Raw genomic sequence first — 23807 nt, 5'->3', positions numbered from 1 at the left:
CGGATCCCGAACACCGGCTCCTGAACAGCGGCTCCTGAAAACGGGCCCCTGAACGCAGCCGGCCGGGCTCAGGCGCGCCGGAGCGAGATGTTGTTGCAGGCCTCGCACACGTCCTCGGGGATCAGGCCCCGGCGCTGCAGGAAGCCGAAGATGGTGCAGCCCAGGCAGAAACCGGCGAAAGCCTCGAGGGATGCCGCAACAACCAGGACCGCGAGCAGGGTCCACGCCGCGGGCGCGAGTCCGGCGGCCAGCAGCACGGCGGCGGTGGTGGACACCGCGGCGCCGATACCCTGCGCGAAGCGCTTGGGCGGCCCGGAAACCAGCTTGGTCTTCCCCAGCCGCGGCGCCAGGACTTTGACCGAAAGCAGGGCCAGCGGCGAAACCCTGGGGCCGAACAGAACGCGCAGCCAGAACCCGGCGGCAATGGCGGCAAGGCCCCAGCCGGCGCCGGTCAGCAGCGTGAGGACGGCGAGGAGCACCACCAGGCCTGCCGTGATGCGGGCAGCGTACTCATTGACCGGGTTCGGAAAGGCGAAGAGGGCCCGCCAGCCGGCGCCGCCGGTCCCGGTTCCGGGTGACACAGTTCCGGGTGACACGGTTTCGGGTGACACAGATCCGTCGGGTGCCAGGGAGAGTTTGCTCATCGTTCAAGGCTAGGAGCCGGACGGCCGCCGCCGGAACGTTTGTTGCGCCGTATGACCGCAGCGCCGGCTGACCACAGCGGTGGATCCTAGGCCAGCGCTGCGGTGGACACGTGGCCGCCCACCATCTGCAAGAATTCGCCTTCGGAGATGACCTCGATCCGGCGGCCGCGCTCGTGCAGTTCCAGGACCCGGCGGGCCTTGCCCGTGAGCCGGCCGGAGCGCAGGTCGGCCGCGACAAAGCCGTCGCCCACCACCAGGACGGTGGTGCGGGCGGTGACCCGGCTTTCCGGGGTGGCACCGAACTCCGCGGAGCGGATCTTCGCCTCTGGCCGGGGCATGGCGAGCTCTCCAGTGAACACCACTGTCTGGCCGAACAGGGGGTGCCCCGGATCGGCGAAGGCGTTGGGCGGCGGGTTCGCGCCCTCTTCGGGCCAGCCCGGCTGGTAGCTCCGCACCGGGGCGGCCGCGGCGGCTCCCCCGGCGAAGGCCTCCAGAGCGGACTGGCTGGCCTTGGACAGCGGATCCCTCAGGGGGTCGAAGGCCGCCTGACGGGACACCGCAAGGCCCAGGGAGAGGTGGAGTTCGGCGATGCTGTTGGCGCCGTTGCGCGCGGCGATGTCCACCAGGATCCCGGCGCACGCGCGCGCGTCCTCGGCGGCGTCGTGGTGGTTGACCAGCGGAACGCCGGCTTCCTCGGCCGCGTACGGCAGTGAATTGGACACCAGGGAGTAACAGCGGCGGGACAGCATCACCGTGCAGACGTAATCGTAGGCCGGGCCGGGGAGGCCGGAGACCTCCAGCGCCGAGCGGATCACGCCCAGGTCGAAGGCGGCGTTATGGGCGGCCAGGACGTCGCCGCCAATGAAGGCGCCGATCTCCGGGAAGAGCTCGCCGAAGCGCGGGAGCCCGGCCACCTGCTCGGGCCGGATCCCGTGGATCCGCACGTTGTGGTGGTCGAAGCGGTCATAATTTTCCGGCGGCCGCATCAGCCAGGACGCCTCGTCGACGACGACGCCGTTCCGCACCTTGGTCAGGCCAACAGCGCAGGGTGAGCCCCGGAAGCCGTTCGCAGTCTCGAAGTCGATCGCCGTAAAGTCCAAACCCACGCTGCCACTTTACCGCCGGATCCCGGCCCGGCCCGCCACCGGTGCCGCCGGTCACAACCTGCTGGACCCCGTGCAACCCCCCTTCCGAAACAACGCCTGAAAAACGCCCGGCGGCCCGCGTCAAGTACCCTTAACGGGTGAACCTTTTAGCTTTGAGCGACTTTGCCGTGTCCACGATCGGCGGCGCAGGACCGGTCCAGCCCCAGCTGGCCTCCTTCCTGCCCGACTGGCTGAACCCCCAGGTCTTCCTGGCCGACCCCGCCCTGGCGCCGTGGGTCGTGCTGCTGGTCTGCGGCATCATCTTCGCCGAAACCGGCCTGCTGGTGGGCTTCTTCCTGCCAGGTGACTCCATGCTGTTCACGGCCGGCCTGCTGGTGGCCACCGGCACCATCAAGGTCAACATCTGGGCGTTCATAGCGCTCATCATTGTCGCGGCGATCATCGGGAACCAGGTGGGGTACCTGATCGGCTCCAAGGCCGGCCCGGCCATCTTCAACAAGCCCAACTCCCGGCTGTTTAAGCGCGAGAACGTCGAGAGCGCGCACGCCTTCTTCGAGAAGCACGGCGGCAAGGCCCTGATCCTGGCCCGTTTCGTGCCCATCATCCGCACCTTCGTGCCGGTGATCGTGGGCGTGGCCCAGATGGACAAGCGCAAGTTCTTCTTCTTCAACGTCATCGGCGCCGTACTGTGGGGCGGCGGCGTGACCCTGCTGGGCTACCTGCTGGGCGACACCTTCCCGTGGGTGCGCGAAAACCTGGACATCATCTTCATCGTGATTGTCCTCGTCTCGGTCATCCCGATCTTCATCGAGGTCGGCCGCGGCTTCATCGCCAAGCGCCAGGCTGAGAAGTACGGCACGGACATTGTCGAGGAATTCATCGAGGAGCACGAGCCCGAAGAGGAACGCAAAACGCCGTAACCCGGCACCCGGCATTGCCGACTCACAAGCCACAAGGAAGGCGCCCCGCACGCGGGGCGCCTTCCTTGTGTTTACGGCAGTGGCCTGGTCGGTCCCGGGGCGGTTACCTCCCGGACAGCGCCTCCACGATGGCCGGGAGCAGCGCCCGGAACGCGTGCCCGCGGTGGCTGATCGCGTTTTTCTCCTCGGGGCTCAGCTCCGCGCAGCTGCGGTCCAGCCCGCTCGGCTGGAGCACGGGGTCGTAGCCGAATCCCCCGGTCCCCCGGGGTTCCCGCAGCAGCGTCCCCTCCAGCTGCCCGTACTCCACAACCTCCCGGCCCTCGTCCGCGCCGGCGCCGGGCACGGCAAGGGCCGCGGCGCAGACAAACGCGGCGCCGCGGAACGCGTCCGGCACGTCCGCCAGCTGATCCAGCAGCAGCCGCAGGTTGGCGGCGTCGTCCCCGTGCCGCCCGGACCAGCGGGCCGAAAAGATCCCCGGAGCACCGCCCAGCACGTCTACGGCGAGTCCGGAGTCGTCGGCGATCGCCACGAGGCCGGTGGCGTCGGCCACAGCACGGGCCTTGAGCAGCGAGTTCTCGGCGAACGTCACCCCGGTTTCGACGACGTCGGGGGCGCCAACGGCTCCGGCGTCCACCACCTGGGTGTCGACGTCGAGGCCGGGAACCTGCCCGCGCAGCAGCTCGCGCAGTTCCCGCAGCTTGCCTTGGTTGTGGGTGGCGAGGACCAGCACGGGTGCTGGGCTCACGGGGCTTCCGCCAGGGTTTCGCGCTGGATGGCGGCCAGCTGCTCGGTGCCCATCAGGGCCAGGTCGAGGAGCTTGTTGAGCTCGTCACGGTCGAACGGTGCGCCCTCGGCGGTGCCCTGCACCTCAACGAACTTGCCGGAGCCGGTCACCACCACGTTCATGTCGGTCTCGGCCCGGACGTCCTCGACGTACGGCAGGTCCAGCATGGGGACACCGTCAATGATGCCGACGGAAACCGCGGCGATCGTGTCAATCAGAGGCTGGGCGTTGCGGGCCAGCATCTTGTTTTCCCGGGCGAATCGGATGGCCTCGGCCAGCGCCACGTAGGCGCCCGTGATCGCCGCGGTGCGCGTTCCGCCGTCGGCCTGCAGGACGTCGCAGTCCAGCACGATGGTGATCTCGCCCAGGGCCTTGGTGTCGATGATGGACCGCAGCGAGCGGCCGATCAGCCGGGAGATCTCGTGCGTGCGGCCGCCGATCTTGCCCTTGACGGACTCGCGGTCGGACCGGGTGTTGGTGGCCCGCGGCAGCATGGCGTACTCGGCGGTGACCCAGCCGCGGCCTTCGCCCTTGAGCCAGCGCGGCACGCCCTCGGTCAGGGAGGCCGTGCACAGCACCCGGGTGTTGCCGAACTCGATCAGGGCCGAACCCTCGGCCTGCTTGGACCAGCCGCGGGTGATGCTGATGGGCCGGAGCTGGTCGGGGGTGCGGCCGTCGGCGCGGAGGATGGGGGCAGTCAGGGCTTCGGAAGTCATGCCTTTAGCTTATCGACCAGGCAGGGCGATGGCGTTCAGACGGTATAGTGCACGCCTGCCACAGCCACGGCCACATGCTGGCCAAAGACGTCCTTGGCTTCGGCCATGACCGTGGTGGGCGACGTCCAGACCGGTATGTGCGTGAGCAGCAGCCGGCGGGCTCCGGCCGCCACTGCGGCCTCCCCCGCCCGCTTGCCGGTCAGGTGCACGTCCTTGATGCCGTCGTCGCGGCCTTCCTCGAACGCCGCCTCGCAGAGGAACAGGTCGGCATCGCGGGCCGCGTCCTCCAGGCCGCTGCAGGAATCCGTGTCCCCCGAATAGCTCAGCACCCTGGTGACGGGGCTGCCGTTCTTGTCCGGCTCGGTGACCTCCACGCGAAGCGCGAACGCCTCCTCGACCGGGTGGTTCACGGCATATGGGGTGACGGTGAACGGCCCCATGGTCACCGGCTTGCGCTCGGACCAGTTGCTGAAGTCGAATTCCTCATGCATTCCCGGGTCGAGGTCCAGGCCGTAGGCCGTGGCCATGCGGTCGGCTGTGGCGGCGGGCCCCCACACGGGAATCCTGCCGCGTCCCCAGCCGCCGGGCTTCCAGCGCACCGCGACGTGCAGGCCGCAGAGGTCCATGCAGTGGTCCGGGTGCAGGTGCGTGAGGAAAATCGCGTCAATGTCCTCCAGGTCCGTGTAGCGCTGGATGGCCCCGAGCGCCCCGCTGCCGAGGTCGAGGACGATCTTCCAGTTCCGCTCGCCGTCGTTGGCGGTCAGCAGGTAGCACGACGCCGGGGAGCCGGGGCCCGGGAAGGACCCGGTGCAGCCCACGATGGTCAGCTTCACAGCAGGGGTCCCCCGCCCGCGGGTCCGCCGACGAAGTTGGAGATCCGGGGCCGGCCGGCGCCGGCCTGCGCCGCAGCGATCATTTCCGGCGTAATCCTGGCCAGGCTGCCGGTGGGGTACTGGGCCGCGACGTGGTCCACGTGGCGGACGCTGAGGACCTCGGGGCCGAGGAACCGCCGCGCGAGGTGCTCGAACTGTGCGGCGTCCCCCGTGGCGATGAAGTTGTGGGAGGGTGCGGACGCATCGGCCCGTTCCAGTCCCCGGGAGGCGAGGGCTCGGTAGACATCCTTAGCGGTCTCCTCGGCGCTGGAGACGAGGGTGACGTCCTCGCCCATCACGTAGGAAATGACACCGGTAAGCAGCGGATAGTGCGTGCAGCCCAGCACCACGGTGTCCACGCCGGCGGCCTTGAGCGGTGCCAGGTATTCGCGGGCGACGGCGAGCAGCTCGGGCCCCGTGGTGATGCCGGCTTCGACGTACGGCACGAACGCCGGGCAAGCCACCGAGGTGATCTGCAGGTCCGGGGCGGCGGCAAAGGTGTCCTCATAGGCGCGGGAACCGACGGTGGCCGAGGTGCCGATCACGCCGACGCGGCCGGTGCGGGTGGCGGCGACAGCGCGGCGCACGGCAGGCTGGATCACTTCGATGACGGGGATGCCGTAGCGCGCGGTGTAGCGTTCGCGGGCGTCCCGCAGCACCGCAGCGGACGCCGAGTTGCAGGCAATGGTCAGCAGCTTGACGCCGGAGTCGACCAGCTCGTCCATCACGCCCAGGGCGTTGGCCCTGACCTCCGCGATGGGAAGCGGGCCGTAGGGGCCGTGGGCGGTGTCGCCGACGTAGAGGATTGATTCATTGGGCAGCTGGTCGATGATGGACCGCGCCACGGTGAGCCCGCCGACGCCGGAATCAAACACACCGATAGGACGCGATCCCATCTGGCTGCTGGCGGTGTTGCTCTCTGGGGAGTCCGCAACAGCTGCCGCTGCCGGATCCATGCTCGATGCTGAAGTCATGATTATTCGAGGATAGGGCTTAGCCACGGGTGCGGCCATCACATTGTGTCGTCCGACTCATGTCTTATGTGTCACACGGCACGCCGGGCCCGACGGCGGCCCGGCCGCTCCGCTCCCGGGTCAGCGCCGCGTGTCCAGCGACTGCAGCATCGCCTGGACCAGCGACTCCTGGAGCCACGTGGTGAAGTTGTAGACGAGGGCCAGGTAGCTCTCGACGTCTTCGGCCTGGGACCAGTCCTGCATCAGGTGCACGTGCCCGGCGTCCTCGTCGTCCCGGATGTCCAGGCGTTCGGCGAGCACCAGGCGGACGTCGTTGAGCGCGGTGGACCAGTGCCGCGCGTCGGCGGGGGTCAGGACCAGTTCATCCTTGTCCAGGCCGAGCGATGCGGCCTTCAGGGCACCGATCTTGCTCTCCCGCAGCGACCGCTCGGTGTACCGGCGGAATTCCAGCGAGGCTGCGGCATCGGTTTTCGAGACGCTCGGCAGCAGCCGGCGCAGGGCGCGGTCCTCGGGTTCGCGGGCCTCGGCGTCGAGCCCCACCAGCGCGGCCAGGGGGTCCTGGTCGGCGCGTTCCTCCGGCTCCAGCATGGACACGACGTCGTCGAAGAGGCTGCGCAGGAGGTCCCGTTCGGCCGGTTCCAGGTAGCCGGTGATGCCTTTGATGCCGTACTTGAATGCCTTAGCCACGTTTTCCTTTGCCTTTGCCCGACGCCGGGCCGCCGCCGGTTGCCTTTTCCACCGTGGCCCAGAGTCCGTAGCCGTGCATCGCGACGGCGTGCTGCTCCACCTGCTCCTTGCTGCCGTGCGCCACGATGGAGCGGCCCTTCTTGTGGACCTCGAGCATCAGCTTGTTGGACTTCGCCTCGGAGTAGCCGAAGTAGGTGCGGAAGACGTAGCTGACGTAGCTCATCAGGTTGACGGGATCGTTCCAGATCACGAGGTTCCATGGGATGTCCGGGGCGCTCAGGACCTCGGTGGAGGTTCCTGTTCCGGTCTGGGTGCTCTCCTGGGTGTCAGGGCCGAGCGCAACGCTGAGGGTCATCTGTCCATTCTATGGGGAGGATGGGTCCACGCCGGCGAGGGCCCCGCGGCGAAGCGAAGCGAGACGTGGGAGCCGGTGGGTGGGGCCACGCCGGCGAGGGCCCCGCGGCGAAGCGAAGCGAGACGTGGGAGCCGGTGGGTGGGGCCACGCCGGCGAGGGCCCCGCGGCGAAGCGAAGCGAGACGTGGGAGCCGGTGGGGACTAGAGTGAATTTCGTGAGTACCTCAGCTGGCTGGGACCGTCCCCGCACGTCCCTGTACACCGACCATTACGAGCTGACCATGCTGCAGGCCGCACTGCATTCCGGCGCCGCCCACCGCAAATCAGTCTTCGAGGCCTTTGCCCGGCGCCTGCCGGACGGCCGCCGCTACGGCATTGTGGGCGGCACGGGCCGCCTGCTGGAGGGCCTCGCGGACTTCCGTTTCGGCGACGTGGAAATCGACTTCCTGCGCCGCACCAAGGTGGTGAATGAGGAAACCCTGGAGTACCTGGCCAACTTCTCCTTCTCCGGGGACATCTGGGGTTACGCGGAGGGCGAAGCGTACTTCCCGAACTCCCCCATCCTGATCGTCGAGTCCACATTCGCCGAGGCCTGCATCCTTGAGACCTACATCCTCTCGATCCTCAACCACGACAGCGCCATCGCGTCGGCGGCCTCCCGCATGATCACCGCGGCCGGCAGCCGCCCGTGCGTGGAGATGGGCTCCCGCCGCACCCAGGAGGAATCGGCCGTCTCCGCCGCCCGCGCGGCCATCATCGCCGGCTTCGACAGCACCTCCAACCTGGAGGCCGGGTTGCGCTACGGGCTCAAGACCGTGGGCACGGCCGCGCACTCCTTCACCCTCCTGCACGACTCCGAGCGCGAGGCCTTCGAGGCGCAGATCGCCTCGATGGGCGCCGGCACCGCCCTGCTCGTGGACACGTACGACGTCGAGTCGGCCGTGCGCACTGCGGTGGAGCTGGCCGGCGACAAACTCGGGGCGGTGCGCCTGGACTCCGGGGACTTGGTGGCGCAGGCACAGTGGGTCCGCCAGCTCCTGGATGACCTCGGCAATGAGCGGACCCGCATCATCGTCACGTCCGACCTGGACGAGTTTGCCATCGCCGCCCTGCAGTCGGCCCCGGTGGATTCCTACGGCGTGGGCACGTCGCTGGTGACCGGCTCCGGCGCCCCGACGGCCAGCATGGTCTACAAGCTGGTCAGCCGCACGGACGACGCCGGCGAGTTCACCCCCGTGGCGAAGGCCGCAAAGAACAAGACCAGCAAGGGCGGACGCAAGTACGCCCTGCGGAAACTCAACGAGCGCGGCACGGCCACCCAGGAGATCGTCGGGATCGGCCACCGCCCGGAGGACGACGGCAACGACCGGCCCCTGCTGCAGCAGTTCGTCAAAAACGGCGAGCTCCTGCCTGGCTGGACCGGCGCGGAGGGGGTGCTGCGGGCACGCCAGCGCCACGCGGACACCATGAAGGAGCTCCCCGCCGTCGTCAACCGGCTGCAGCGCGGCGAGGCAGCCATCCCCACCATCTACGAGGAGAACTGATGTCCCGCGCACTGATCATCGTCGACGTCCAGAACGACTTCTGCGAGGGGGGCACCCTGCCTGTCGAGGGCGGGGCCGAGCTCGCCGGCGCCATCAGCGAATACGTCGACGCCCACCACGGGCAGTTCGACCACATTGTGGCTACTCAGGACTGGCACATCGATCCGGGCGCCCACTTCTCCGAGAACCCGGACTTCACCGAAAGCTGGCCGAGGCATTGTGTGGCCGGGACCCGGGGCGCGGAACTCCACCCGGACCTGGACACGGAGTACATTCAGGCCTACTTCCGCAAGGGCCAGTTCACCGCCGCCTATTCCGGTTTCGAGGGGCTGCTGGCCCCGGACGACGCCGTCCCCACCGGCGACCGGAAGCCCGGCGCCATGCCGGTCTCCGCAGGGGCCGGCGATGCCGGGGCCTCCGGCGGTGAAGGCGCCCACGGCGAAGAAACTGAGGCCGAAGACGCGATCGGACTCTACGACTGGCTGCAGAGCCACGATGTCGAGGACGTGGTGGTGGTCGGCATCGCCACTGACCACTGCGTGAAGGCCACCGCGCTCGACGGCGTGCAGGCCGGGTATTCCGTGACGGTCCTGCGGGATCTCACCGTCGCCGTGGCGGACGATCCCGAGGACGCCATCGCCGAAATGGAACTCGGCGGGGTCGACATCGCCTGACGCGCTGTCGCTGCCGGCAGGAGCGGAACGCCGCCCGATTGTTGCGGGCAGCGCCCGGCCCGCCGAGCGGAATGCCGTGCCCCCACAGTAGACTCGAACCCTTGCCAATACCGTCTGACCAGTAGGAACCCCGGAGTACATCATGAAAAAGACCCTTACCGTCCTGATCGCTGCAGGGGCCCTGCTCGGTGCTGCCGGCTGCTCGGCGCCGCAGGACACCACCGAGGAATCCTGCGCCCGGATCCAGACCGTCGGCGCCGGACCCACGTCCAACGCGGACAAGGCCGGGATGATCCGGCTCGCCAACCGGCTCCGGCCCATCGAGGCCACGGCGTCCCAGGAACTGCAGGCCCCCCTGCAGTCCATCATCGAATTCCTGGACGCATCCGCCCAGGAGAACCCGGACACCGCCAAGCTGGAGGAACTGCAGGGCGCCTACACGTCCGCGGGCCAGAAGCTCAGCGAGCTCTGCACCGGCGGCGGCCAGTAGCGGCACCCCCCAGCAGCGGCAGCCCGGCCTGACGGGCGCGAAAAGAGCAGGAAAAAGGACCGGGGATTCCCCGATCCTTTTTCCTGTTTCTTTTTCTGCCTCAGGCGGCCCCGGGACGGAGCGTGCCGCTGTTCCGCCGCTACTTGCGGCCGATGAACCAGTCCTGCAGCTTCCGCAGCCGGGTCTGCAGCTGCTCCTCGTTGGCCTGCGCCACGGCCGGACCGCCGCAGACGGTCCTCAGCTTGGTGTGGATGACCCCGTGCGGGGTGCCGGTCCGCGCGGACCAGGCTGCGACGTTTTTCGCGAGTTCGGTGCGCAGGTCCATCAGCATGCGGTGGTCCGGGACGGCTGGCCCGGCGGCCGGCGCGGCCGTGCCCTGCGGGGCGCGTGCGTTCTTGCGGCTGAGCTGCTCGTGCTGGCGCTGGCGCAGCAGCGTGCCCACCTGTTCGGCGTCGAGCAGGCCGGGGATGCCCAGGAAGTCGAGCTCGTCCTCCGAGCCCACCTCGCCGCCGGTGCCGAACTCGCCGCCGTCGAACAGGACACGGTCAAAGGAGGCCTGCGAATCCAGCGCCTCGAACTTTCCCTTGGTCAGCGAATCGGAGGCCTTCTCCTCGCGGTTCGCCTCGTCCATCAGCGAGTCTTCCGGGTTGAACAGGCCGTCGCCGTCCTCCTTCTCCGGGCGGTCCAGGGCGTGGTCGCGCTCGGCCTCCATGGAGTTCGCCAGCGCCATGAGCTGCGGCACCGAGGGCAGGAACACCGACGCCGTTTCGCCGCGCTTGCGGGCACGCACAAAACGGCCCACGGCCTGGGCGAAGAACAGCGGGGTGGAGGTGGAGGTCGCGTAGACGCCAACGGACAGCCGCGGAACGTCCACCCCTTCTGACACCATCCGCACCGCCACCATCCAGCGCTGGTCCCCTGCGGAGAACTCCTCGATTTTGGACGATGCCTTCGCGTCATCGGAGAGGATCACGGTGGGAGACTGGCCGGTGATCCGCTTGAGCTGGCCGGCATAGGCGCGCGCGTCCTCGTGGTCGGTCGCGATGACCAGCCCGCCGGCGTCGGGCACTGTCCGGCGGACCTCGCTCAGGCGCTTGTCCGCCCCGGCAAGCACCGCGGGAATCCACTCGCCGGTCGGGTTCAGCGCGGTCCGCCAGGCCTGCGACGTGATGTCCTTGGTGACGGCCGCTTCGCCCAGGGAGGCAGCCATCTCCTCGCCGCCGCTGGTGCGCCAGCGCATCTGGCCGGAATAGGCCATAAACATCACCGGACGGACCACGTGGTCCCGGAGAGCTTTGCCGTAGCCGTAGGTGTAGTCCGCCTTGGAGCGCCGGATGCCGTCCCGGTCCTCCGCGTACTCCACAAACGGGATCGGCGAGGTATCGGAACGGAACGGGGTACCGGTCAGCGAGAGCCGCCGCGCCGCGGGCTCGAAGGCCTCGCGGAGCCCGTCGCCCCAGGACAGCGCTTCGCCGCCGTGGTGGATCTCGTCGAGGATGACCAAGGTGCGGGCAGCCTCGGTTTTGGCCCGGTGCAGCATCGGTTTGCTCGCCACCTGCGCATACGTGACCGCGACGCCGATGAATCCGCGGCCGTGCTGGCCGTCAGCGTTCTTGAAGTTGGGATCGATGGCGATGCCCACCCGCGCGGCAGCGTCAGCCCACTGCCGCTTGAGGTGGTCCGTGGGCGCCACGATCGTCACCCGGTTCACGAGGTTGGCCTCGATCAGCATGGAGGCCACCCGCAACGCGAAGGTGGTCTTGCCGGCACCCGGGGTTGCCACTGCGAGGAAGTCCTTGGGATGGGTGGAGAAGTAGCGGTCCAGTGCCTCCTGCTGCCAGGCGCGCAGCTTCGGGGCGGTGCCCCATGCTGCCCGCTCGGGGTACGCGGGAGGCAGCACCGGCCCGCCAAAGAGTGTCTCTGTCATTTAGGTGCCCTCCATTCCGCGCACTGCAACCGCTGACGGGGGAACCCACATAAGCACAAAAACACCAATCTTTTTCGGATGATCCGTAAGCAGTCACCGGCCGGCACGGGCCGGGCATCATTCACCGGGAGGGCAGTCAGGCGCGGGCAGTCCCGCGCGTGGCACTAAGGACGAGCGTGACCGGCACGTCCTGCCATCCGGGTGGGGGCCTTACTTGTCGCCGGAGCCCTTGCCGCCGTCGTTGCCCGGACGGAGGCCGTCGTAGACCTCTTTGCATTCGGGGCAGACGGGGAACTTCTTGGGATCGCGGCCCGGCGTCCAGACCTTGCCGCACAGGGCGATGACAGGTTCGCCGGACAGCGCGGATTCCATGATCTTTTCCTTGCGCACGTAGTGCGAGAAGCGTTCCCGGTCTCCGGGTTCCACTTCCTGCCGCAGTTCCTCGCGCTCGATGGTGGCCGTTGACGTCCCGGCGCCGGAGAGCTCGCGCATCGGGTCGTTTTCCACGGTACTCATCAGTGGAGCAGTCATACGATCGGTCATGCGATCGGTCATGGGATCGGTCATGCTGTTCATGAATCCAATCTTAGCCGCTGCATCCGACACCGTGGCGACCAGGGACGGCGGCCCGGCATCCCTGGAGGACAGTGCCGCGTGCTAAAGCTCCTGCCACGACGGCTTGTTCTCGTAGCTGTGCCGGTAGTAGTCGGCGAGCCGCAGCGACGACGCCGCAGCCTCGTCCACCAGGACCGTAGTGTGCGGATGAAGCTGCAGGACCGAGGCCGGGCAGATGGCCGCGAGGGGCCCCTCCACCAGGTCACGGACCGCTGTGGCTTTCTGCGCGCCCGTGGCGAGAAGGATCACATGGCGGGCCGCCAAAATGGTTCCCAGGCCCTGGGTCACCACGTGGTGCGGGACCTTGGACAGGCTGCCGAAGAACCGCGCATTGTCCCGGCGTGTCTGCTCGATCAGGGTCTTGATCCTGGTCCGGGAAGCCAGCGACGACCCCGGCTCGTTGAAGCCAATGTGGCCGTCGGTGCCAACACCCAGCAGCTGCAGGTCCACTCCCCCGGCCGCGCGCATGGCGTCCTCGAACGCCCGGCAGGCACCCGGGATTTCCGCCGCGGCGCCGTCCGGGCAGTGCACGTTCGCCGGGTCGATGTTCACCCGCTCGGTGAACTCCCGCTTGATCACCTCGCGGTAGGACTCCGGGTGGCCGTCGGGCAGTCCCACGTATTCGTCCAGGGTGAAGGCGCTCACGCGGCTGAAGTCCAGGCCCGCCCGTTCGTGCCGCAGCGCCAGTTCGTCGTAGACCGGCAGCGGCGACGAGCCGGTGGCCAGTCCCAGGACGGCAGCGGGCTTGCGCCGCAGCAGCGCCTCCACGGCGCCGGCCGCCAGCGCGGCGATTGCCTTGTTGCCGGACAGAATGACGACTTCCATGGCCCTGCCTCCACGTGTGCCGCGCCTTGCGGCGCCGGTGCCCGGCCTGTGCCCCCGTTGGACCAGGCCTAGTGGCAGGTTATCCCAGTCCCGGCCTGTGTGCCTGGGTCAACGTGTGCCCGGGTCAAAGTGTGCCGCGGTCAAAGTTGCCCGGGTCAGCGGTTGACGGCCAGTTCGGCGAGCAGCTCCGGCCCGCGGGCATCGAGCCATTTGCCGCCCAGCCGCACACCGGCGGTGAACAGCGCCAGCCCCAGGACGGGGCCCAGTACCAGGTTGATCCAGCCGGGCACGGCGCTTCCGGTCACGGACTGTGCCACCATCAGGGCCACCTCAGGGGCCACCAGCAGCAGGAGCACCGCCATGCCGCCCAGCTGCACCGCCATGGTCTGCGCCACGTTGCCGGGCGGTTTCTTGAAGGGGCTGTCCCCCGGGAGGGGCACCGCAACCGTATAGCGGGGCGAGACCACCGAGGAGAGCCCCATCCCGCTGAACAGCACACCCAGGGACAGTCCCAGCACGCCCGGCAGGAGCTGCCAGTCTTCACCGAAGAGGAACGGCAGGACGCAAAGCGCCAGCACCACCGGGAGGGCAAAAACCAGGCACGCCACGGCCCGGCCCAGCCGGTCGTGGGCACCCTTGACGCCCGTGGCGAGGTGCAGCGCGAACGCGGTGTTGTCATAGGAGACGTCGGTCGAGATGGACCAGGCCAACAGGAAGGCCGTCAGCGGGCCGATAAAGAGCAGCAGGCCGTAGGACCCCGTCTGGCTTGCCTGGAAGAGCAGCAGCACCGGCAGCAGCGGGATGACCACCAGGGTGCCGGCGTACCGGGGGTCCCGGAACCAATAGCTCAGCGCGCGGGCGGCAACCGCTCCCGTGGGCGTCGCCGGGAACAGCCGGAAGAATCCCAGCCCGCCGGATTTCTTCTTGGCACTGCCGGTGAAGGGCGGCGTCACAAGCGCGCGCTGCAGCAGCAGCTTCCAGCAGAGCCCGAGCCCGGCCAGCGTGGCCACAGCGATCAGGAACTTCAGGCCCGCGGCGCCGTAGTTGCCCATGGCCATGTCCCCGCCAAGGGACCACGCGGCCCCCGCCGGGGTCCACGACAGCGTGCGGGCCAGGCCGGCCAGGAAGTCCCCGGACCTGGCAACCCCTTCAGCGACGCCCGCAACGATCGGGCCCATGAGGATCAGGGGAATCAGGAAGATGATGGCGCTGGCGTCCTTGAAGCGGCGGGAGCTCGCCAGCCCGGCCGTGGCAGTGGTGGCCACCTTGGACAGCACCACGCAGCTCAGGACGCCGAGGGCCGCGCCCACCAGCGCGCCGCCGGCGGCGGGGAGGCTCCGGGACCAGGTCCCCACGGTGCCGAGCGCCACCAGGGTGGTCGCGATCCCCGGGATGCCGATCAGCCCGCCGAGGGCCAGTCCCGCCAGTAGCTGCGGCATTGGCACGGCGAAAGTGGTGAACCGTGCCGGGTCCAGGGTCATGTCGGCGGCCGCGGCGGCTACCGGGATGACAGCCCATCCGAGCAGCGCAGCGGCACCGCCCAGCACCACAATGGTCTGCGCCAGGCCAGCGTCCGCCCCGCGCAGGAGCAGAAGGCCCGTGAACCCGAGCCCCACAAGGCCCAGTGCGTACAGGACGCCGATGCCCAGGCCCACCAGCTGCCAGGGGCTGCGCCGGACACTGTTGCGCAGCAGGGTCAGCTTGAGCCTCAGAAGGTGCGCAACCATTCCAGCCCCTCCGTCTGGTTACGCCCGCCGACCAGCTGGACAAAGCGGTCTTCGAGGGACTCGCCCGCGCGGACCTCCTCGACCGTCCCGGCGGCGAGCACGCGGCCGGCGGCGACGACGGCCACGTGGTCGCACATCCGCTGGACCAGGTCCATCACGTGGCTGGAGACGATCACCGTTCCGCCCGAGGCCACGTAGCGGTCGAGGATGTCGCGGATGTTGGCGGCGGAGACGGGGTCCACGGATTCGAACGGTTCGTCGAGCACCAGCAGCCGGGGCGCGTGGATCAGCGCCGAGGCGAGGGCGATCTTCTTGGTCATGCCGGCGGAGTAGTCCACCACCAGCGTGCCGGCGTCGGCGCTGAGGTCCAGGGCGGCGAGCAGCTCCTTGACCCGTTCGGCCACCACGGCCTTGTCCATGCCGCGCAGCAGCCCGGCGTAGCTGACCAGCTGCTCGCCGGTCAGCCGGTCGAAAAGCCGCACGCCGTCGGGCAGGATCCCCATGAGCTTCTTGGCTTCCAGCGGCTGCTTCCAGACATCCACGCCGTGCACAAACGCCGTGCCGAACTCGGGCCGGAGCAGTCCGGTGGCCATGGACAGCGTGGTGGTCTTGCCGGCCCCGTTCGGGCCGACGATGCCGAAGAAGGACCCCGCGGGAACGTCCAGGCTGATGCCGTCGACGGCGATCTTGCCGCCAAAGCGCTTGGCCAGCCCGCGCAGGGACAATGCAGGAACGGGCGGCGCAGGAACGGGCGGGCCCGGCTGGTTTCCCGGGGCCTGCGGATGCGGTTGCTGAAAAGTCATGTCGTTAGACTAACCGCCGCGGGCAGCGGAAAGGGTCGTCCGCAAGGCGTACCCCTGCAGGCCGATGCAGCCCCCTTTATACAGCCCTCTTTAGAAGGAGTGGCGGGGAACCGCGCGCTCGTACTGCGGCGGCCAGGCCAGGTCGTGGCCCAGCTCGAACGCTGCCCGGAGCCACCAGTGCGGGTCGCGCAGGGCGGCGCGGGCGATGAAGACACCGTCGGCCTGTCCCGTGGCCACAGCATGCTCGGCCTGGCCGGCGGAGGTCAGCAGCCCCACGGTCCCCGTCCGCACGCCGGTTTCCCGCCGGATCCGCGCGGAGAAGCCGGTCTGGTAACCGGGCCCGACAGGAATCTGCTGGTGGGCCACCGCGCCCCCGCTGGAGACGTCCACCAGGTCCACCCCGTGGTCGGAGGCTGCCCGGGCCAGCCGCACGGACGCCTCGGCATCGATGCCGCCCTCGGCCCAGTCCGAGGCCGAGATCCGCAGCAGCAGCGGCATGGAATCGGGAATGACATTGCGCACGGCATCCACCACCGCGAGGGTCAGCCTGTTCCGGCCGTCCTCGTCACCGCCCCAACGGTCGGTGCGCTGGTTCACCAGCGGGCTCTGGAACTGGTGCAGGAGGTACCCGTGGGCGCCGTGGATCTCGACCGTGTCGAAGCCCGCCCCGACAGCCCGTTCCGCGGCGGCGGCGAAATCCGCGATAACGCCGCCGATCTCTTCTTCCGTCATCGCCGACGGGGCGTCATAGCCGTCGAAGGCCGAGGTGCCGGGACCGACAGTGGGCCAGCCGCCGTCGCCGGCGGGCACCGTGCCCGTCCGGCCGGAGAAGGGCCAGTAGGAGGACGCCTTCCGGCCGGCATGGGCGAGCTGGGTGCCGATCTTGGCCTCAGCCGGGCCGTGCCGGTGCACGAAGGAGGTGATCCGCTCCCACGCCTCCGCCTGCTGGTCGTTGTAGAGGCCTGCGTCCCGCGGGCTGATGCGGCCGGCGGCGTTGACGGCGGCCGCCTCGGTCAGGATCAGGGCGGCACCTCCGGCGGCGAAGGAGCCCAGGTGCATCAAATGCCAGTCGTTGGGGACCCCTTCCCCCGTCTCCGGCTCGCAGCTGTACTGGCACATGGGTGACACCCAGCCGCGGTGCTGCAGGCGCAGGGAACGCAGTTCCAGCGGCTTGAAGAGCGCGGAACCCATCAGAACAGGACCCGGGCGAGGTTCTGGCGCGCCTTGGCGACGCGTTCATCGGCGGCGCCCACGACGTCGAACAGCTCAAGCAGGCGCACCCGGGCCGTTTCCCGCTCCGGGCCGAAGTTGCGGCCAATGAACGCAACGATCCGGCCGAGCCCGTCCTCGACGTGTCCGCCGGCGACGTCAAGGTCGGCCACCGCCAGCTGGGCGTCCAGGTTGTCCGGTTCGCCGGCAGCCTGCTGGCGCAGCGCCTCGGTGTCCGCGGCCGTGAGCGGCTGGAGCCGGTCCATCAGCTCCACCTGGGCCAGACCGGCCTTGGCGTCGGCGTCAGAGGGCATCTCCAGGAGCGCCTGCCGGTAGGCCTCCGCGGCGGCCGCATAGTCCCCGGCCTCGATCGCGTCGTACGCCTTCTGGTGCAGGGGCGGCAGCGGCGGCGCCTCAGGCTCGGCCGCGCCCGGACCGCCGGCGCCGATCCGTCCTGTCACGCCGTTGGCGGCGGCGACCTTCAGCAGTTCGTCGAACAGGCTGCGCACCTGGGTCTCCTCGGCGCCGCCCTGGAACAACGGCACGGGCTGGCCCTTCACGAGGGCCACGGCGGTCGGCACGGCCTGCACCTGGAAGGCCTGCGCCAGCTGCGGGAAGACGTCGACGTCGGCGGCTCCGAGCACCAGCTGGCCGCCGTAGCTGTCCACAATCCCCTCAAGGACATCCACCAGCGCCGCGGATCCGGGCGAGTAGGCAGCCCAGAGCGCGACGACGACCGGAACCTGGGCCGAGAGCTCCACCAGTTCCTGGAAATTGGCTTCCGTAATGTCCACCCGCAGCGGACGCCCGGCTCCACCGTTGCCTGCCCCGGGCTCCCCCGGCGCGGCGGGTGCGCCCGGCGCGCCTGCGGGGCCGGAGGCGGCCGGCGGTGCCGCTTGCCGCTGTTTCAGGGCGGAGAGGTCGACGGCGCCCCGCAGGTTGAGCGGGTTGGCGGCAGCAGGCGGGACCGGGCGGGAAGCTGGCGAAGTCATGGTTCCACTCTAGCCACTCCGGCCCGCGCCGGTGCCACTTTGCAACGCGGGCGGACAGCAGAAGGGACCCGGCCGTGCGGCCGGGTCCCTTCTGCTGGTGCTGGTCTGCTACTTAAAGCTGGCGCCCGTGAGGCCGCGGGTGGCGGCCACGAGCTTCATGGGGTCCTGGGACCCCGCCGGCGGAATGTAGACGGCCACGGACTCGGCGAAGTTGAGCACCATGCCGGTGCTGGTCTCCTTGCCGCCGGCCAGTGCCGCTGCGTCATCGCCGATGGTCAGCTTGTCGCCGGAGGCCTTCGGGGTGCCGTCGAACGCGAAGTCGAGGCGGCCCAGGGCCAGCGCCCCGCCGTCGGCCGTCCGGAACACCGCAATGCTGTCCGGGACCGCCTTGTGGGTGAAGGAGAAGGTGCCGTTGACGCCCGAGTTCACGACGTCCGACTGGTAGGCCAGCGTGTCAGCGATGTACGGGGATGACTCACCTTCAGCGAGCTTGTCCTTGAAGGTGGATTCGGCGGAGTTCAGCCGGTCACCCAGAATGCCCATCGCTTCCTCGCCGCTGTAAAGCAGCCCGGTCTTGTCACCGGGAGCCACCGTTTCGGTGCCGCCGCGTGCGATCCCGGGGAAGGTGGTGCCGGGCTGCAGCGGGGTGGTGAGGACCAGTTTGTAGTTGTCCCGCGGGGACGCCTGGGTGAGGGTGAGCAGCTGCGGAACAACGTTGCCCTCGCCCTGGGTGACGGCCATGACCGTGCGCGGCCAGCTGCGCTGGTCGGTGACCACCGTGGTGAGGAGCTTCGTGGCACGCACCGGCATCCGGGCCTCGTAGGACCCCACCTGGGACCGGATCTTGTAGTTCTGCGTGCGGACCTCGAGTTCAGGCCCGGCCACACGGGGTTCAAGCTTGCTGGCGTCCTTGGCTGCGTCGCCCGCATCCACCGCGCTGGCCACCTGCTCCAGAATGCGCCGGAACTGGGCGTCCACCAGTACCGGTGACGCCGGGGCCTGCTCGGCGGCGGCCGACGACGTTGCCGGCGCGGGGGCCGGCGTCTGGCTGGCCTGGGCCGCGACGCCGCTGCCGGCGACGGCCGTGGCGGTCAGCACCGCCACCACGGCACCGGAACGCCGCAGGCGCTGCGCCACGGAGGCCGGGGCGGCAACGGACTTCTCGGCGGTGTCCGTCGGGACAGTCTTCGAGGGCGAAGTGGCCGGGGTGCCGGTGTTCGGGGTGCCGGTGTTCGGGGTGCCCGTGTTCGGGGTGCCCGTGTTCGCCGGCGACGTGGCAGGCGCCGCAGTGGTCGGGGCCGAAGCGGCAGGAATGGAGGTGGTGTCAGCCGGAACGGCCTTGGAACCAGTGCCTCCCCCGGCCGGGCCGCTGCCCGCACCGCGACGGGCACCGGACTTGGGCTTCAGCACCAGCAAGGCAACGCCGGCCAGCATCAGCAGGCCGCCAAGCACCATAAGGGGAATGGCCCACGGGGTGGAGGTGTCGTTCGGGAAGGTCATTGTGATCTCGGAAGGCGCGGGCTTCGTACCGTCGGACGCAAGCAGCAGCGACCAGTCGCCGTCGGCCGGTGCAGTCCAGTTGTACTTCAGCTCGCCGCTGGCGTTCTCGGTGCTGACCCACAGGTCGGAACCGGCCGGCGAAGGCGCGGCTGCCTCGCCGTCGGCGTGCGTCAACTGCAGCTCCTTGCCGTCCTCGGAGACGCCGGAGACGGTGTTGTGCGCGGTCTGTCCGACCCAGGCATCGACGTCGTCCGGGCGTCCGGCGGCCAGCATGAAGCTGCCTTCGCCCTTGACGGTGATGGTCACCGTGCCGTCCTGCATGGTGCGGAGCTTCTCGTCGAAAACGGTCAGCGGCGCGGCGGTGGCGCCTGCAGGGACGGTGGCGGTCATGGTTTCGGCCGGAGCCCAAAAAGTCTTCTGGCCGATACCTGCCAGCAGTGTCAGGAGGCCGAGCAGCACGAGGGCAACTGCAGTCTTGAAACGCAAAATATTACCTATCATCAGCGGACACTTAGCTTCAATAGTAACCGTTTTGTTACCACAGAGTCAGATCGGGCCCGTTGTCAACCCCTTCCGGCGCACGTTCGGCAGCCGCCTCACCGCGCCAAAACAAGCCTGCTGATAGTGTTTGCGGTGATCATCACACCGGGGCCGTGACCGCCGCTCCGACGGGAATACTCTCAAGAAACAAGGGCCTTCAGCGCAGTGACCGGACACACGGATTCGTCCGCAGCAGGACAGGACAACCCTGGACAGGAAACACCTGGACAGGGAACCCCTGGACAGGAAAATACAGCACAGGACACAACAGGACAGGCAGGAAGCCTCGGGCCCGGCCCGGCGGACGGTGTGCAGAAGCACGTTTCCCCGCGCCGCGCGGCCCTCGCCGGGATGCTGAACTCGATGGCCCACCGCCTGCGCCAGCCCCTTCCGGGGGCCCAGCCCCGGCTCCGCTTCGAGATGCCCCCGGAGCAGGAGGATGACGAACTGACGCCGGAGACGGAGTCCGGCACCCGCTTCGGCAACCCCGGACCGCGGATGTCCTCGCAGCATCCTCTTTATGTCGGCTTCATGGGCACCGTCGGCGTCGGCGTCGCCCTGCTGGTGTACTGGATCGGCTCCAACACCACGCAGCTGATCCTCTGGATTGTGGCAGCGCTTTTTATTGCCCTGGGCCTGGACCCGGTGGTGCGCTGGCTCGAAGGCAAGAAGTTCCCGCGCGCCGCAGGCATCGTGGTGGCCGTGTCCACCCTCGCGCTGGGCGTGGCGGCCTTCTTCGCCACCCTGATCCCCACGATCGTCCAGCAGGTCACCCAGATCGTCGAGGAAGCGCCGCGCTGGATCACCGACTTCATCAACTCCGACTTCTTCCGCAGCATCGACGACCAGTACGGGGTGCGGCAGCGCATCACCCAGGAGCTGGAAAAGTTCGTCAACAACCCTGAGGCAATGGGCGGCATCTTCGGCGGTGTTGTGGGGTTCGGCTCCACCGTGGCCAACGGCCTGTTCGGCGCCCTGATCGTGCTGGTGCTGAGCCTGTACTTCCTCGCGGCCCTGCCGGCCATGAAGAAGTGGGGCTACCGCCTGGCGCCGCGGTCGCGCCGGGCGCGGGTCGAGGCCCTGTCCGAGGAAATCACCGGGTCCGTGGGCAACTACGTGATCGGCCAGGCAGTGGTGGCCCTGGTGAACGCCACCTTCGCCTTCATCGTCATGTCGATCGTCGGGGTTCCGTTCGCCGTGCTGCTGGCATTCGTCGTGGCCCTGCTGGCCTTCATTCCGCTGGTCGGCGGGCTGATCGCCGGCGTCATCGTCACGCTGATCGCCCTGACGGCGGGCTGGCAGACCGCAGTTGCCTATGCCGTCTGCTACTTCGCGTACCTGCAGTTCGAGGCGTACTTCATCTCGCCGCGCATCATGCAGAAGGCCGTCGCCGTGCCCGGCGCCGTCGCGGTCATCTCGGTGATCGCCGGCGGCAGCCTCCTGGGCGTGCTGGGCGCACTGATCGCCATTCCCACCGCGGCCGCGATCATGCTCCTGATCAAGGAAATCTTCATCGTCCGGCAGGACAAGCACTGACCCGTTATTGCTGCACAAACGGACAGCCGCTGCGTGGATCCACGCAGCGGCTGTCTGTTTTCAGCGCCTTGTGCGGGGCGCGTTCGAGGGGTTTAGGTGTGCGCGGTGGCCACCGGGCCGGTCCATTCCTGCGGAAGCCCCGTGCCGGAGCCGCCCGGCAGCACCTCGGCGGCAATTTCATCAAGCACCCGCCCGGCGTACTTCTCCCCCACCCACAGGTGCTTGGCGCCGTCCACGCCCACCACGCGGGCCTGCGGCACCACGCGGAAGCGCTCCGCGGCCTCGGCCGGCTGGAGGTAGTCGTCGTGCTCGGGAACCAGGACCTTGAGCGGCTTGCCGGCGGCCGCCCATTCCTTCAGGTGGACCTCCGTGGCCCGGTGCAGCGGGGGCGAAAGCAGAATGGCCCCCTCCACCTCGGAGGCCACGGGCTCCGAGGCCCCGTACATCAGTGCGAGCTCTGTGCCGAAGGACCAGCCCACCAGCCAGCGGTTCGGCAGGCCGCGGTCGACGGCGAACTTCACGGCCGCCTCTACGTCCAGGCGCTCCCCGATGCCCTCCTCGAACGTTCCGTCGCTGGTCCCCCGCGGCGACGCGGTGCCGCGGGTGTTGAACCGAAGCACGGCGATCCCGGCCAGCGCAGGCAGCCGGTAGGAGGCTTTCCGGTAGACATGCGAGTCCATAAAGCCGCCGTGGGTGGGCAGCGGATGGAGTGTGATCAGGGTGGCCTTCACCTCGCCGGATTCCGGCAGCGCCAGCTCGCCGACGAGCCGGTGCCCGTCGTCCGTGCGGAGCTCCACGTTTTCCCGGCGGGCCGGCAGGACCGTGGAGGCCCGGATGGCGGTGGGGGCGGAAGGCTGGCTGAAGACGTACGACGCCGGGTCAAAACTCATGCGTCCAGCTTAGCGAAAGCCCAGGCTGCACTCGCCGACGCAGTCAGGGCAGAGAACCGGCAGGGCCGTCAGCGGTACCGGTAGCTGCGGGAGGTCCAGCAGTTGCTGTGCCAGTGCCGGCGTTCGGCAAGGCCCGCCGCGGCGCCAAAGAGGTGGTCCTCGGACCACACCACCAGGTGCGCCACACCAGGGAGCACGGCCGTGGAACATCCCGGGCAGATATAGGTCTTCTCGGCGCGCGCGGCGGTGATGGGCCGGACCGACCACTCGCCGTCCGGCGCACTCTCCCGGCGCGCGAACCCCGAGCGTGCCCGCTCCAGATCCAGTTCCGGAACAGGGCCGCCCTTCGCGCCGGGCTTCAGCTTCTTGCCCGCTCCGGCGTTGCCGGAGCCTGCCCGTCCTGCGGCGGCTCGGCGGGGGCGGTTGGAACGGGGCATGGTTCCATTCTGCCCCAGGCAGGATGCCGCCGTGACCCCGCGGCCCCGCAGACGGTAGTGTTGACCGGGTGCGTTTAGTCATAGCCCGCTGCTCCGTTGATTATGTCGGTCGGCTCAAAGCCCATCTTCCGCTTGCCACCCGGCTCCTGCTGGTCAAGGCCGACGGCTCCGTCCTGGTCCACTCCGACGGCGGGTCCTACAAGCCGTTGAACTGGATGAGCCCGCCGGCCTCGCTGCGCGTTTCCACGCCGGATGAGGTGGACGTCGAGGTCGGCGTGATCGAACAGTGGACCGTGCAGTCGGCCAAGACCGACGACCGGCTGATCATCAACATCCATGAGCAGCTCCACGACACCTCGCATGAGCTGGGCCAGGACCCCGGACTGATCAAGGACGGCGTGGAAGCGGACCTGCAGCGCCTGCTGGCCGACCAGATCGAGCTCCTGGGCGCCGGCTTCTCCCTCATCCGCCGCGAATACTTCACCGCTATCGGCCCGGTGGACATCCTCGCCCGGGATGACAAGGGCGCCACGGTGGCCATTGAGCTCAAGCGCCGCGGCGACATCGACGGCGTCGAACAGCTCACGCGCTACCTTGAGCTGCTCAACCGCGACCCCCTGCTGGCGCCGGTCCGCGGGATCTTTGCCGCCCAGCAGATCAAGCCGCAGGCCAGGGTCCTCGCCAACGACCGCGGCATTGATTGCGTCACCCTCGACTACGACGCCATGCGCGGCGTCGACGACGTCGAATCCCGCCTTTTCTGACGGCATTTCCCGCCCCGCGGGACCGCAGCGCCGCCGGTAAATGCACTGCCGGAAGCGTTCATCGATTCTTTGTACAAAATTTATGCCAATTTGTGCCGCACCCGTTGACCAGAGGCAAGCGGCATGAAATTCTAATACCAGTCTTTGTGTAGGTGTTTTTTCATGCTCGCAAGACATGTTGCGAGCGTGAAGCGCCTGCCGCCAAAGCCCGGAATCCCCGGTCCCACAGCCCAGGTTCTTCTCGCGGAGTGACCAAGGACGGCACGAAGTGTGCCGG

Annotated in this window: 24 protein-coding genes; 6 read left to right on the top strand and 18 right to left on the bottom strand. The window is 69.0% G+C overall.

Going from position 1 to position 23807, the window contains the following annotated elements; all coding sequences use genetic code 11:
- Window positions 1-68: 68 nt before the first annotated feature.
- Both AR539_RS04725 and AR539_RS04720 read right to left on the bottom strand, forming a co-directional pair.
- Window positions 69-644: a DUF4395 domain-containing protein gene (locus AR539_RS04725; protein ID WP_082699186.1), complete on the bottom strand. Its 576-nt coding sequence runs from the start codon at window positions 642-644 to the stop codon at window positions 69-71.
- An 86-nt stretch (window positions 645-730) separates the two neighbouring features.
- Window positions 731-1750, bottom strand: a complete 1020-nt coding sequence (locus AR539_RS04720; RefSeq protein ID WP_066432992.1) for an exonuclease domain-containing protein — start codon at window positions 1748-1750, stop codon at window positions 731-733.
- Between the two features lie 152 nt (window positions 1751-1902).
- On the opposite strand from AR539_RS04720, the gene AR539_RS04715 reads away from it, so the two are divergent.
- The gene (locus AR539_RS04715; protein ID WP_066432990.1) at window positions 1903-2670 is read left to right on the top strand and encodes a DedA family protein; all 768 of its coding nucleotides are present in this window, start codon (window positions 1903-1905) and stop codon (window positions 2668-2670) included.
- Between the two features lie 103 nt (window positions 2671-2773).
- Here AR539_RS04715 and rdgB read toward each other — a convergent pair whose 3' ends face one another.
- From rdgB to clpS, 6 genes are all read right to left on the bottom strand, one after another.
- Window positions 2774-3415 (bottom strand): RdgB/HAM1 family non-canonical purine NTP pyrophosphatase, encoded by a 642-nt coding sequence (gene rdgB / locus AR539_RS04710; protein WP_066432989.1) that lies wholly within the window; start codon window positions 3413-3415, stop codon window positions 2774-2776.
- The gene (gene rph, locus AR539_RS04705; protein ID WP_066432988.1) at window positions 3412-4170 is read right to left on the bottom strand and encodes a ribonuclease PH; all 759 of its coding nucleotides are present in this window, start codon (window positions 4168-4170) and stop codon (window positions 3412-3414) included. The genes rdgB and rph overlap by 4 nt, the downstream gene beginning before the upstream one ends.
- Window positions 4171-4205: 35 nt before the next feature.
- Window positions 4206-5003 carry an MBL fold metallo-hydrolase gene (locus tag AR539_RS04700; protein ID WP_066432983.1) on the bottom strand — a complete coding sequence of 266 codons (798 nt, stop codon included), beginning with the start codon at window positions 5001-5003 and terminating at the stop codon, window positions 4206-4208.
- The gene (gene murI / locus AR539_RS04695; RefSeq protein ID WP_082699185.1) at window positions 5000-6055 is read right to left on the bottom strand and encodes a glutamate racemase; all 1056 of its coding nucleotides are present in this window, start codon (window positions 6053-6055) and stop codon (window positions 5000-5002) included. Before murI ends, AR539_RS04700 begins: the two co-directional genes overlap by 4 nt.
- An 81-nt stretch (window positions 6056-6136) precedes the next feature.
- Complete coding sequence (locus AR539_RS04690; RefSeq protein ID WP_066432977.1) at window positions 6137-6703, bottom strand: DUF2017 domain-containing protein; 567 nt, start codon at window positions 6701-6703, stop codon at window positions 6137-6139.
- The gene (gene clpS, locus AR539_RS04685; protein WP_066432975.1) at window positions 6696-7058 is read right to left on the bottom strand and encodes an ATP-dependent Clp protease adapter ClpS; all 363 of its coding nucleotides are present in this window, start codon (window positions 7056-7058) and stop codon (window positions 6696-6698) included. The genes AR539_RS04690 and clpS overlap by 8 nt, the downstream gene beginning before the upstream one ends.
- Before the next feature lie 214 nt (window positions 7059-7272).
- Here clpS and AR539_RS04680 point away from each other — a divergent pair, with 214 nt between their 5' ends.
- The 3 genes from AR539_RS04680 to AR539_RS04670 all read left to right on the top strand — a co-directional run bounded on the left by AR539_RS04680 (window position 7273) and on the right by AR539_RS04670 (window position 9765).
- Window positions 7273-8601 (top strand): nicotinate phosphoribosyltransferase, encoded by a 1329-nt coding sequence (locus tag AR539_RS04680; protein ID WP_231728482.1) that lies wholly within the window; start codon window positions 7273-7275, stop codon window positions 8599-8601.
- Entirely contained in the window at window positions 8601-9275 is a 675-nt protein-coding gene (locus AR539_RS04675) for an isochorismatase family protein (RefSeq protein ID WP_066432970.1), read from the top strand. The genes AR539_RS04680 and AR539_RS04675 overlap by 1 nt, the downstream gene beginning before the upstream one ends.
- A 142-nt stretch (window positions 9276-9417) precedes the next feature.
- Window positions 9418-9765 carry a hypothetical protein gene (locus AR539_RS04670; protein ID WP_066432968.1) on the top strand — a complete coding sequence of 116 codons (348 nt, stop codon included), beginning with the start codon at window positions 9418-9420 and terminating at the stop codon, window positions 9763-9765.
- Window positions 9766-9904: 139 nt separating this feature from the next.
- On the opposite strand, the gene AR539_RS04665 is transcribed toward AR539_RS04670, so the two are convergent.
- From AR539_RS04665 to AR539_RS04630, 8 genes are all read right to left on the bottom strand, one after another.
- Window positions 9905-11692, bottom strand: coding sequence for a DEAD/DEAH box helicase (locus AR539_RS04665; protein WP_066432967.1), 1788 nt, complete (start codon window positions 11690-11692; stop codon window positions 9905-9907).
- Window positions 11693-11902: 210 nt separating this feature from the next.
- Window positions 11903-12223: a DUF3039 domain-containing protein gene (locus AR539_RS04660; protein ID WP_066433148.1), complete on the bottom strand. Its 321-nt coding sequence runs from the start codon at window positions 12221-12223 to the stop codon at window positions 11903-11905.
- A gap of 126 nt (window positions 12224-12349) precedes the next feature.
- The gene (nagB, locus tag AR539_RS04655) at window positions 12350-13132 is read right to left on the bottom strand and encodes a glucosamine-6-phosphate deaminase (RefSeq protein ID WP_066432966.1); all 783 of its coding nucleotides are present in this window, start codon (window positions 13130-13132) and stop codon (window positions 12350-12352) included.
- A 155-nt stretch (window positions 13133-13287) separates the two neighbouring features.
- Window positions 13288-14859, bottom strand: coding sequence for a transporter (locus AR539_RS04650; RefSeq protein ID WP_066432965.1), 1572 nt, complete (start codon window positions 14857-14859; stop codon window positions 13288-13290).
- On the bottom strand, window positions 14841-15662 hold the full coding sequence (locus AR539_RS04645; protein WP_066432963.1) for an ABC transporter ATP-binding protein: 822 nt from the start codon (window positions 15660-15662) through the stop codon (window positions 14841-14843). Before AR539_RS04645 ends, AR539_RS04650 begins: the two co-directional genes overlap by 19 nt.
- A 90-nt stretch (window positions 15663-15752) precedes the next feature.
- A complete protein-coding gene (locus AR539_RS04640) occupies window positions 15753-16853 on the bottom strand; it encodes an NADH:flavin oxidoreductase/NADH oxidase (protein ID WP_066432961.1) in 1101 nt (366 codons plus the stop codon).
- The gene (locus tag AR539_RS04635; protein WP_066432959.1) at window positions 16853-17863 is read right to left on the bottom strand and encodes a tetratricopeptide repeat protein; all 1011 of its coding nucleotides are present in this window, start codon (window positions 17861-17863) and stop codon (window positions 16853-16855) included. The genes AR539_RS04640 and AR539_RS04635 overlap by 1 nt, the downstream gene beginning before the upstream one ends.
- 108 nt (window positions 17864-17971) lie before the next feature.
- Window positions 17972-19864, bottom strand: a complete 1893-nt coding sequence (locus tag AR539_RS04630) for a hypothetical protein (protein ID WP_066432958.1) — start codon at window positions 19862-19864, stop codon at window positions 17972-17974.
- Window positions 19865-20254: 390 nt separating this feature from the next.
- Between AR539_RS04630 and AR539_RS04625 the strand changes: the two genes are divergently transcribed.
- A complete protein-coding gene (locus AR539_RS04625; protein ID WP_082699197.1) occupies window positions 20255-21439 on the top strand; it encodes an AI-2E family transporter in 1185 nt (394 codons plus the stop codon).
- 92 nt (window positions 21440-21531) lie between these two features.
- Here AR539_RS04625 and AR539_RS04620 read toward each other — a convergent pair whose 3' ends face one another.
- Window positions 21532-22329, bottom strand: a complete 798-nt coding sequence (locus AR539_RS04620; RefSeq protein WP_066432950.1) for an alpha/beta hydrolase — start codon at window positions 22327-22329, stop codon at window positions 21532-21534.
- 68 nt (window positions 22330-22397) lie between these two features.
- Complete coding sequence (locus tag AR539_RS04615) at window positions 22398-22766, bottom strand: ATP/GTP-binding protein (RefSeq protein ID WP_066432948.1); 369 nt, start codon at window positions 22764-22766, stop codon at window positions 22398-22400.
- A 68-nt stretch (window positions 22767-22834) separates the two neighbouring features.
- Between AR539_RS04615 and nucS the strand changes: the two genes are divergently transcribed.
- Window positions 22835-23530 carry an endonuclease NucS gene (gene nucS, locus AR539_RS04610; RefSeq protein ID WP_066432946.1) on the top strand — a complete coding sequence of 232 codons (696 nt, stop codon included), beginning with the start codon at window positions 22835-22837 and terminating at the stop codon, window positions 23528-23530.
- The last annotated feature ends 277 nt before the right edge of the window (window positions 23531-23807 follow it).

This window comes from Arthrobacter sp. EPSL27 (assembly GCF_001512305.1).
Classification (GTDB): domain Bacteria; phylum Actinomycetota; class Actinomycetes; order Actinomycetales; family Micrococcaceae; genus Arthrobacter.
Note: the sequence above shows the minus strand (reverse complement) of the source record. Positions and strands in the feature narration are given on the sequence as shown.

What these genes read in the sequence shown, in the direction of transcription:
- AR539_RS04625 (WP_082699197.1), top strand. Translation starts at nt 20,255, where the DNA reads ATGCTGAACTCGATGGCCCACCGCCTGCGCCAGCCCCTTCCGGGGGCC.
- AR539_RS04630 (WP_066432958.1), bottom strand. Translation starts at nt 19,864, where the DNA reads ATGATAGGTAATATTTTGCGTTTCAAGACTGCAGTTGCCCTCGTGCTG.
- AR539_RS04620 (WP_066432950.1), bottom strand. Translation starts at nt 22,329, where the DNA reads ATGAGTTTTGACCCGGCGTCGTACGTCTTCAGCCAGCCTTCCGCCCCC.
- nagB (WP_066432966.1), bottom strand. Translation starts at nt 13,132, where the DNA reads ATGGAAGTCGTCATTCTGTCCGGCAACAAGGCAATCGCCGCGCTGGCG.
- AR539_RS04670 (WP_066432968.1), top strand. Translation starts at nt 9,418, where the DNA reads ATGAAAAAGACCCTTACCGTCCTGATCGCTGCAGGGGCCCTGCTCGGT.
- AR539_RS04660 (WP_066433148.1), bottom strand. Translation starts at nt 12,223, where the DNA reads ATGACTGCTCCACTGATGAGTACCGTGGAAAACGACCCGATGCGCGAG.
- AR539_RS04645 (WP_066432963.1), bottom strand. Translation starts at nt 15,662, where the DNA reads ATGACTTTTCAGCAACCGCATCCGCAGGCCCCGGGAAACCAGCCGGGC.
- AR539_RS04675 (WP_066432970.1), top strand. Translation starts at nt 8,601, where the DNA reads ATGTCCCGCGCACTGATCATCGTCGACGTCCAGAACGACTTCTGCGAG.
- AR539_RS04650 (WP_066432965.1), bottom strand. Translation starts at nt 14,859, where the DNA reads ATGGTTGCGCACCTTCTGAGGCTCAAGCTGACCCTGCTGCGCAACAGT.
- rph (WP_066432988.1), bottom strand. Translation starts at nt 4,170, where the DNA reads ATGACTTCCGAAGCCCTGACTGCCCCCATCCTCCGCGCCGACGGCCGC.
- AR539_RS04725 (WP_082699186.1), bottom strand. Translation starts at nt 644, where the DNA reads ATGAGCAAACTCTCCCTGGCACCCGACGGATCTGTGTCACCCGAAACC.
- AR539_RS04640 (WP_066432961.1), bottom strand. Translation starts at nt 16,853, where the DNA reads ATGGGTTCCGCGCTCTTCAAGCCGCTGGAACTGCGTTCCCTGCGCCTG.
- AR539_RS04665 (WP_066432967.1), bottom strand. Translation starts at nt 11,692, where the DNA reads ATGACAGAGACACTCTTTGGCGGGCCGGTGCTGCCTCCCGCGTACCCC.
- AR539_RS04615 (WP_066432948.1), bottom strand. Translation starts at nt 22,766, where the DNA reads ATGCCCCGTTCCAACCGCCCCCGCCGAGCCGCCGCAGGACGGGCAGGC.
- AR539_RS04635 (WP_066432959.1), bottom strand. Translation starts at nt 17,863, where the DNA reads ATGACTTCGCCAGCTTCCCGCCCGGTCCCGCCTGCTGCCGCCAACCCG.
- clpS (WP_066432975.1), bottom strand. Translation starts at nt 7,058, where the DNA reads ATGACCCTCAGCGTTGCGCTCGGCCCTGACACCCAGGAGAGCACCCAG.
- murI (WP_082699185.1), bottom strand. Translation starts at nt 6,055, where the DNA reads ATGGCCGCACCCGTGGCTAAGCCCTATCCTCGAATAATCATGACTTCA.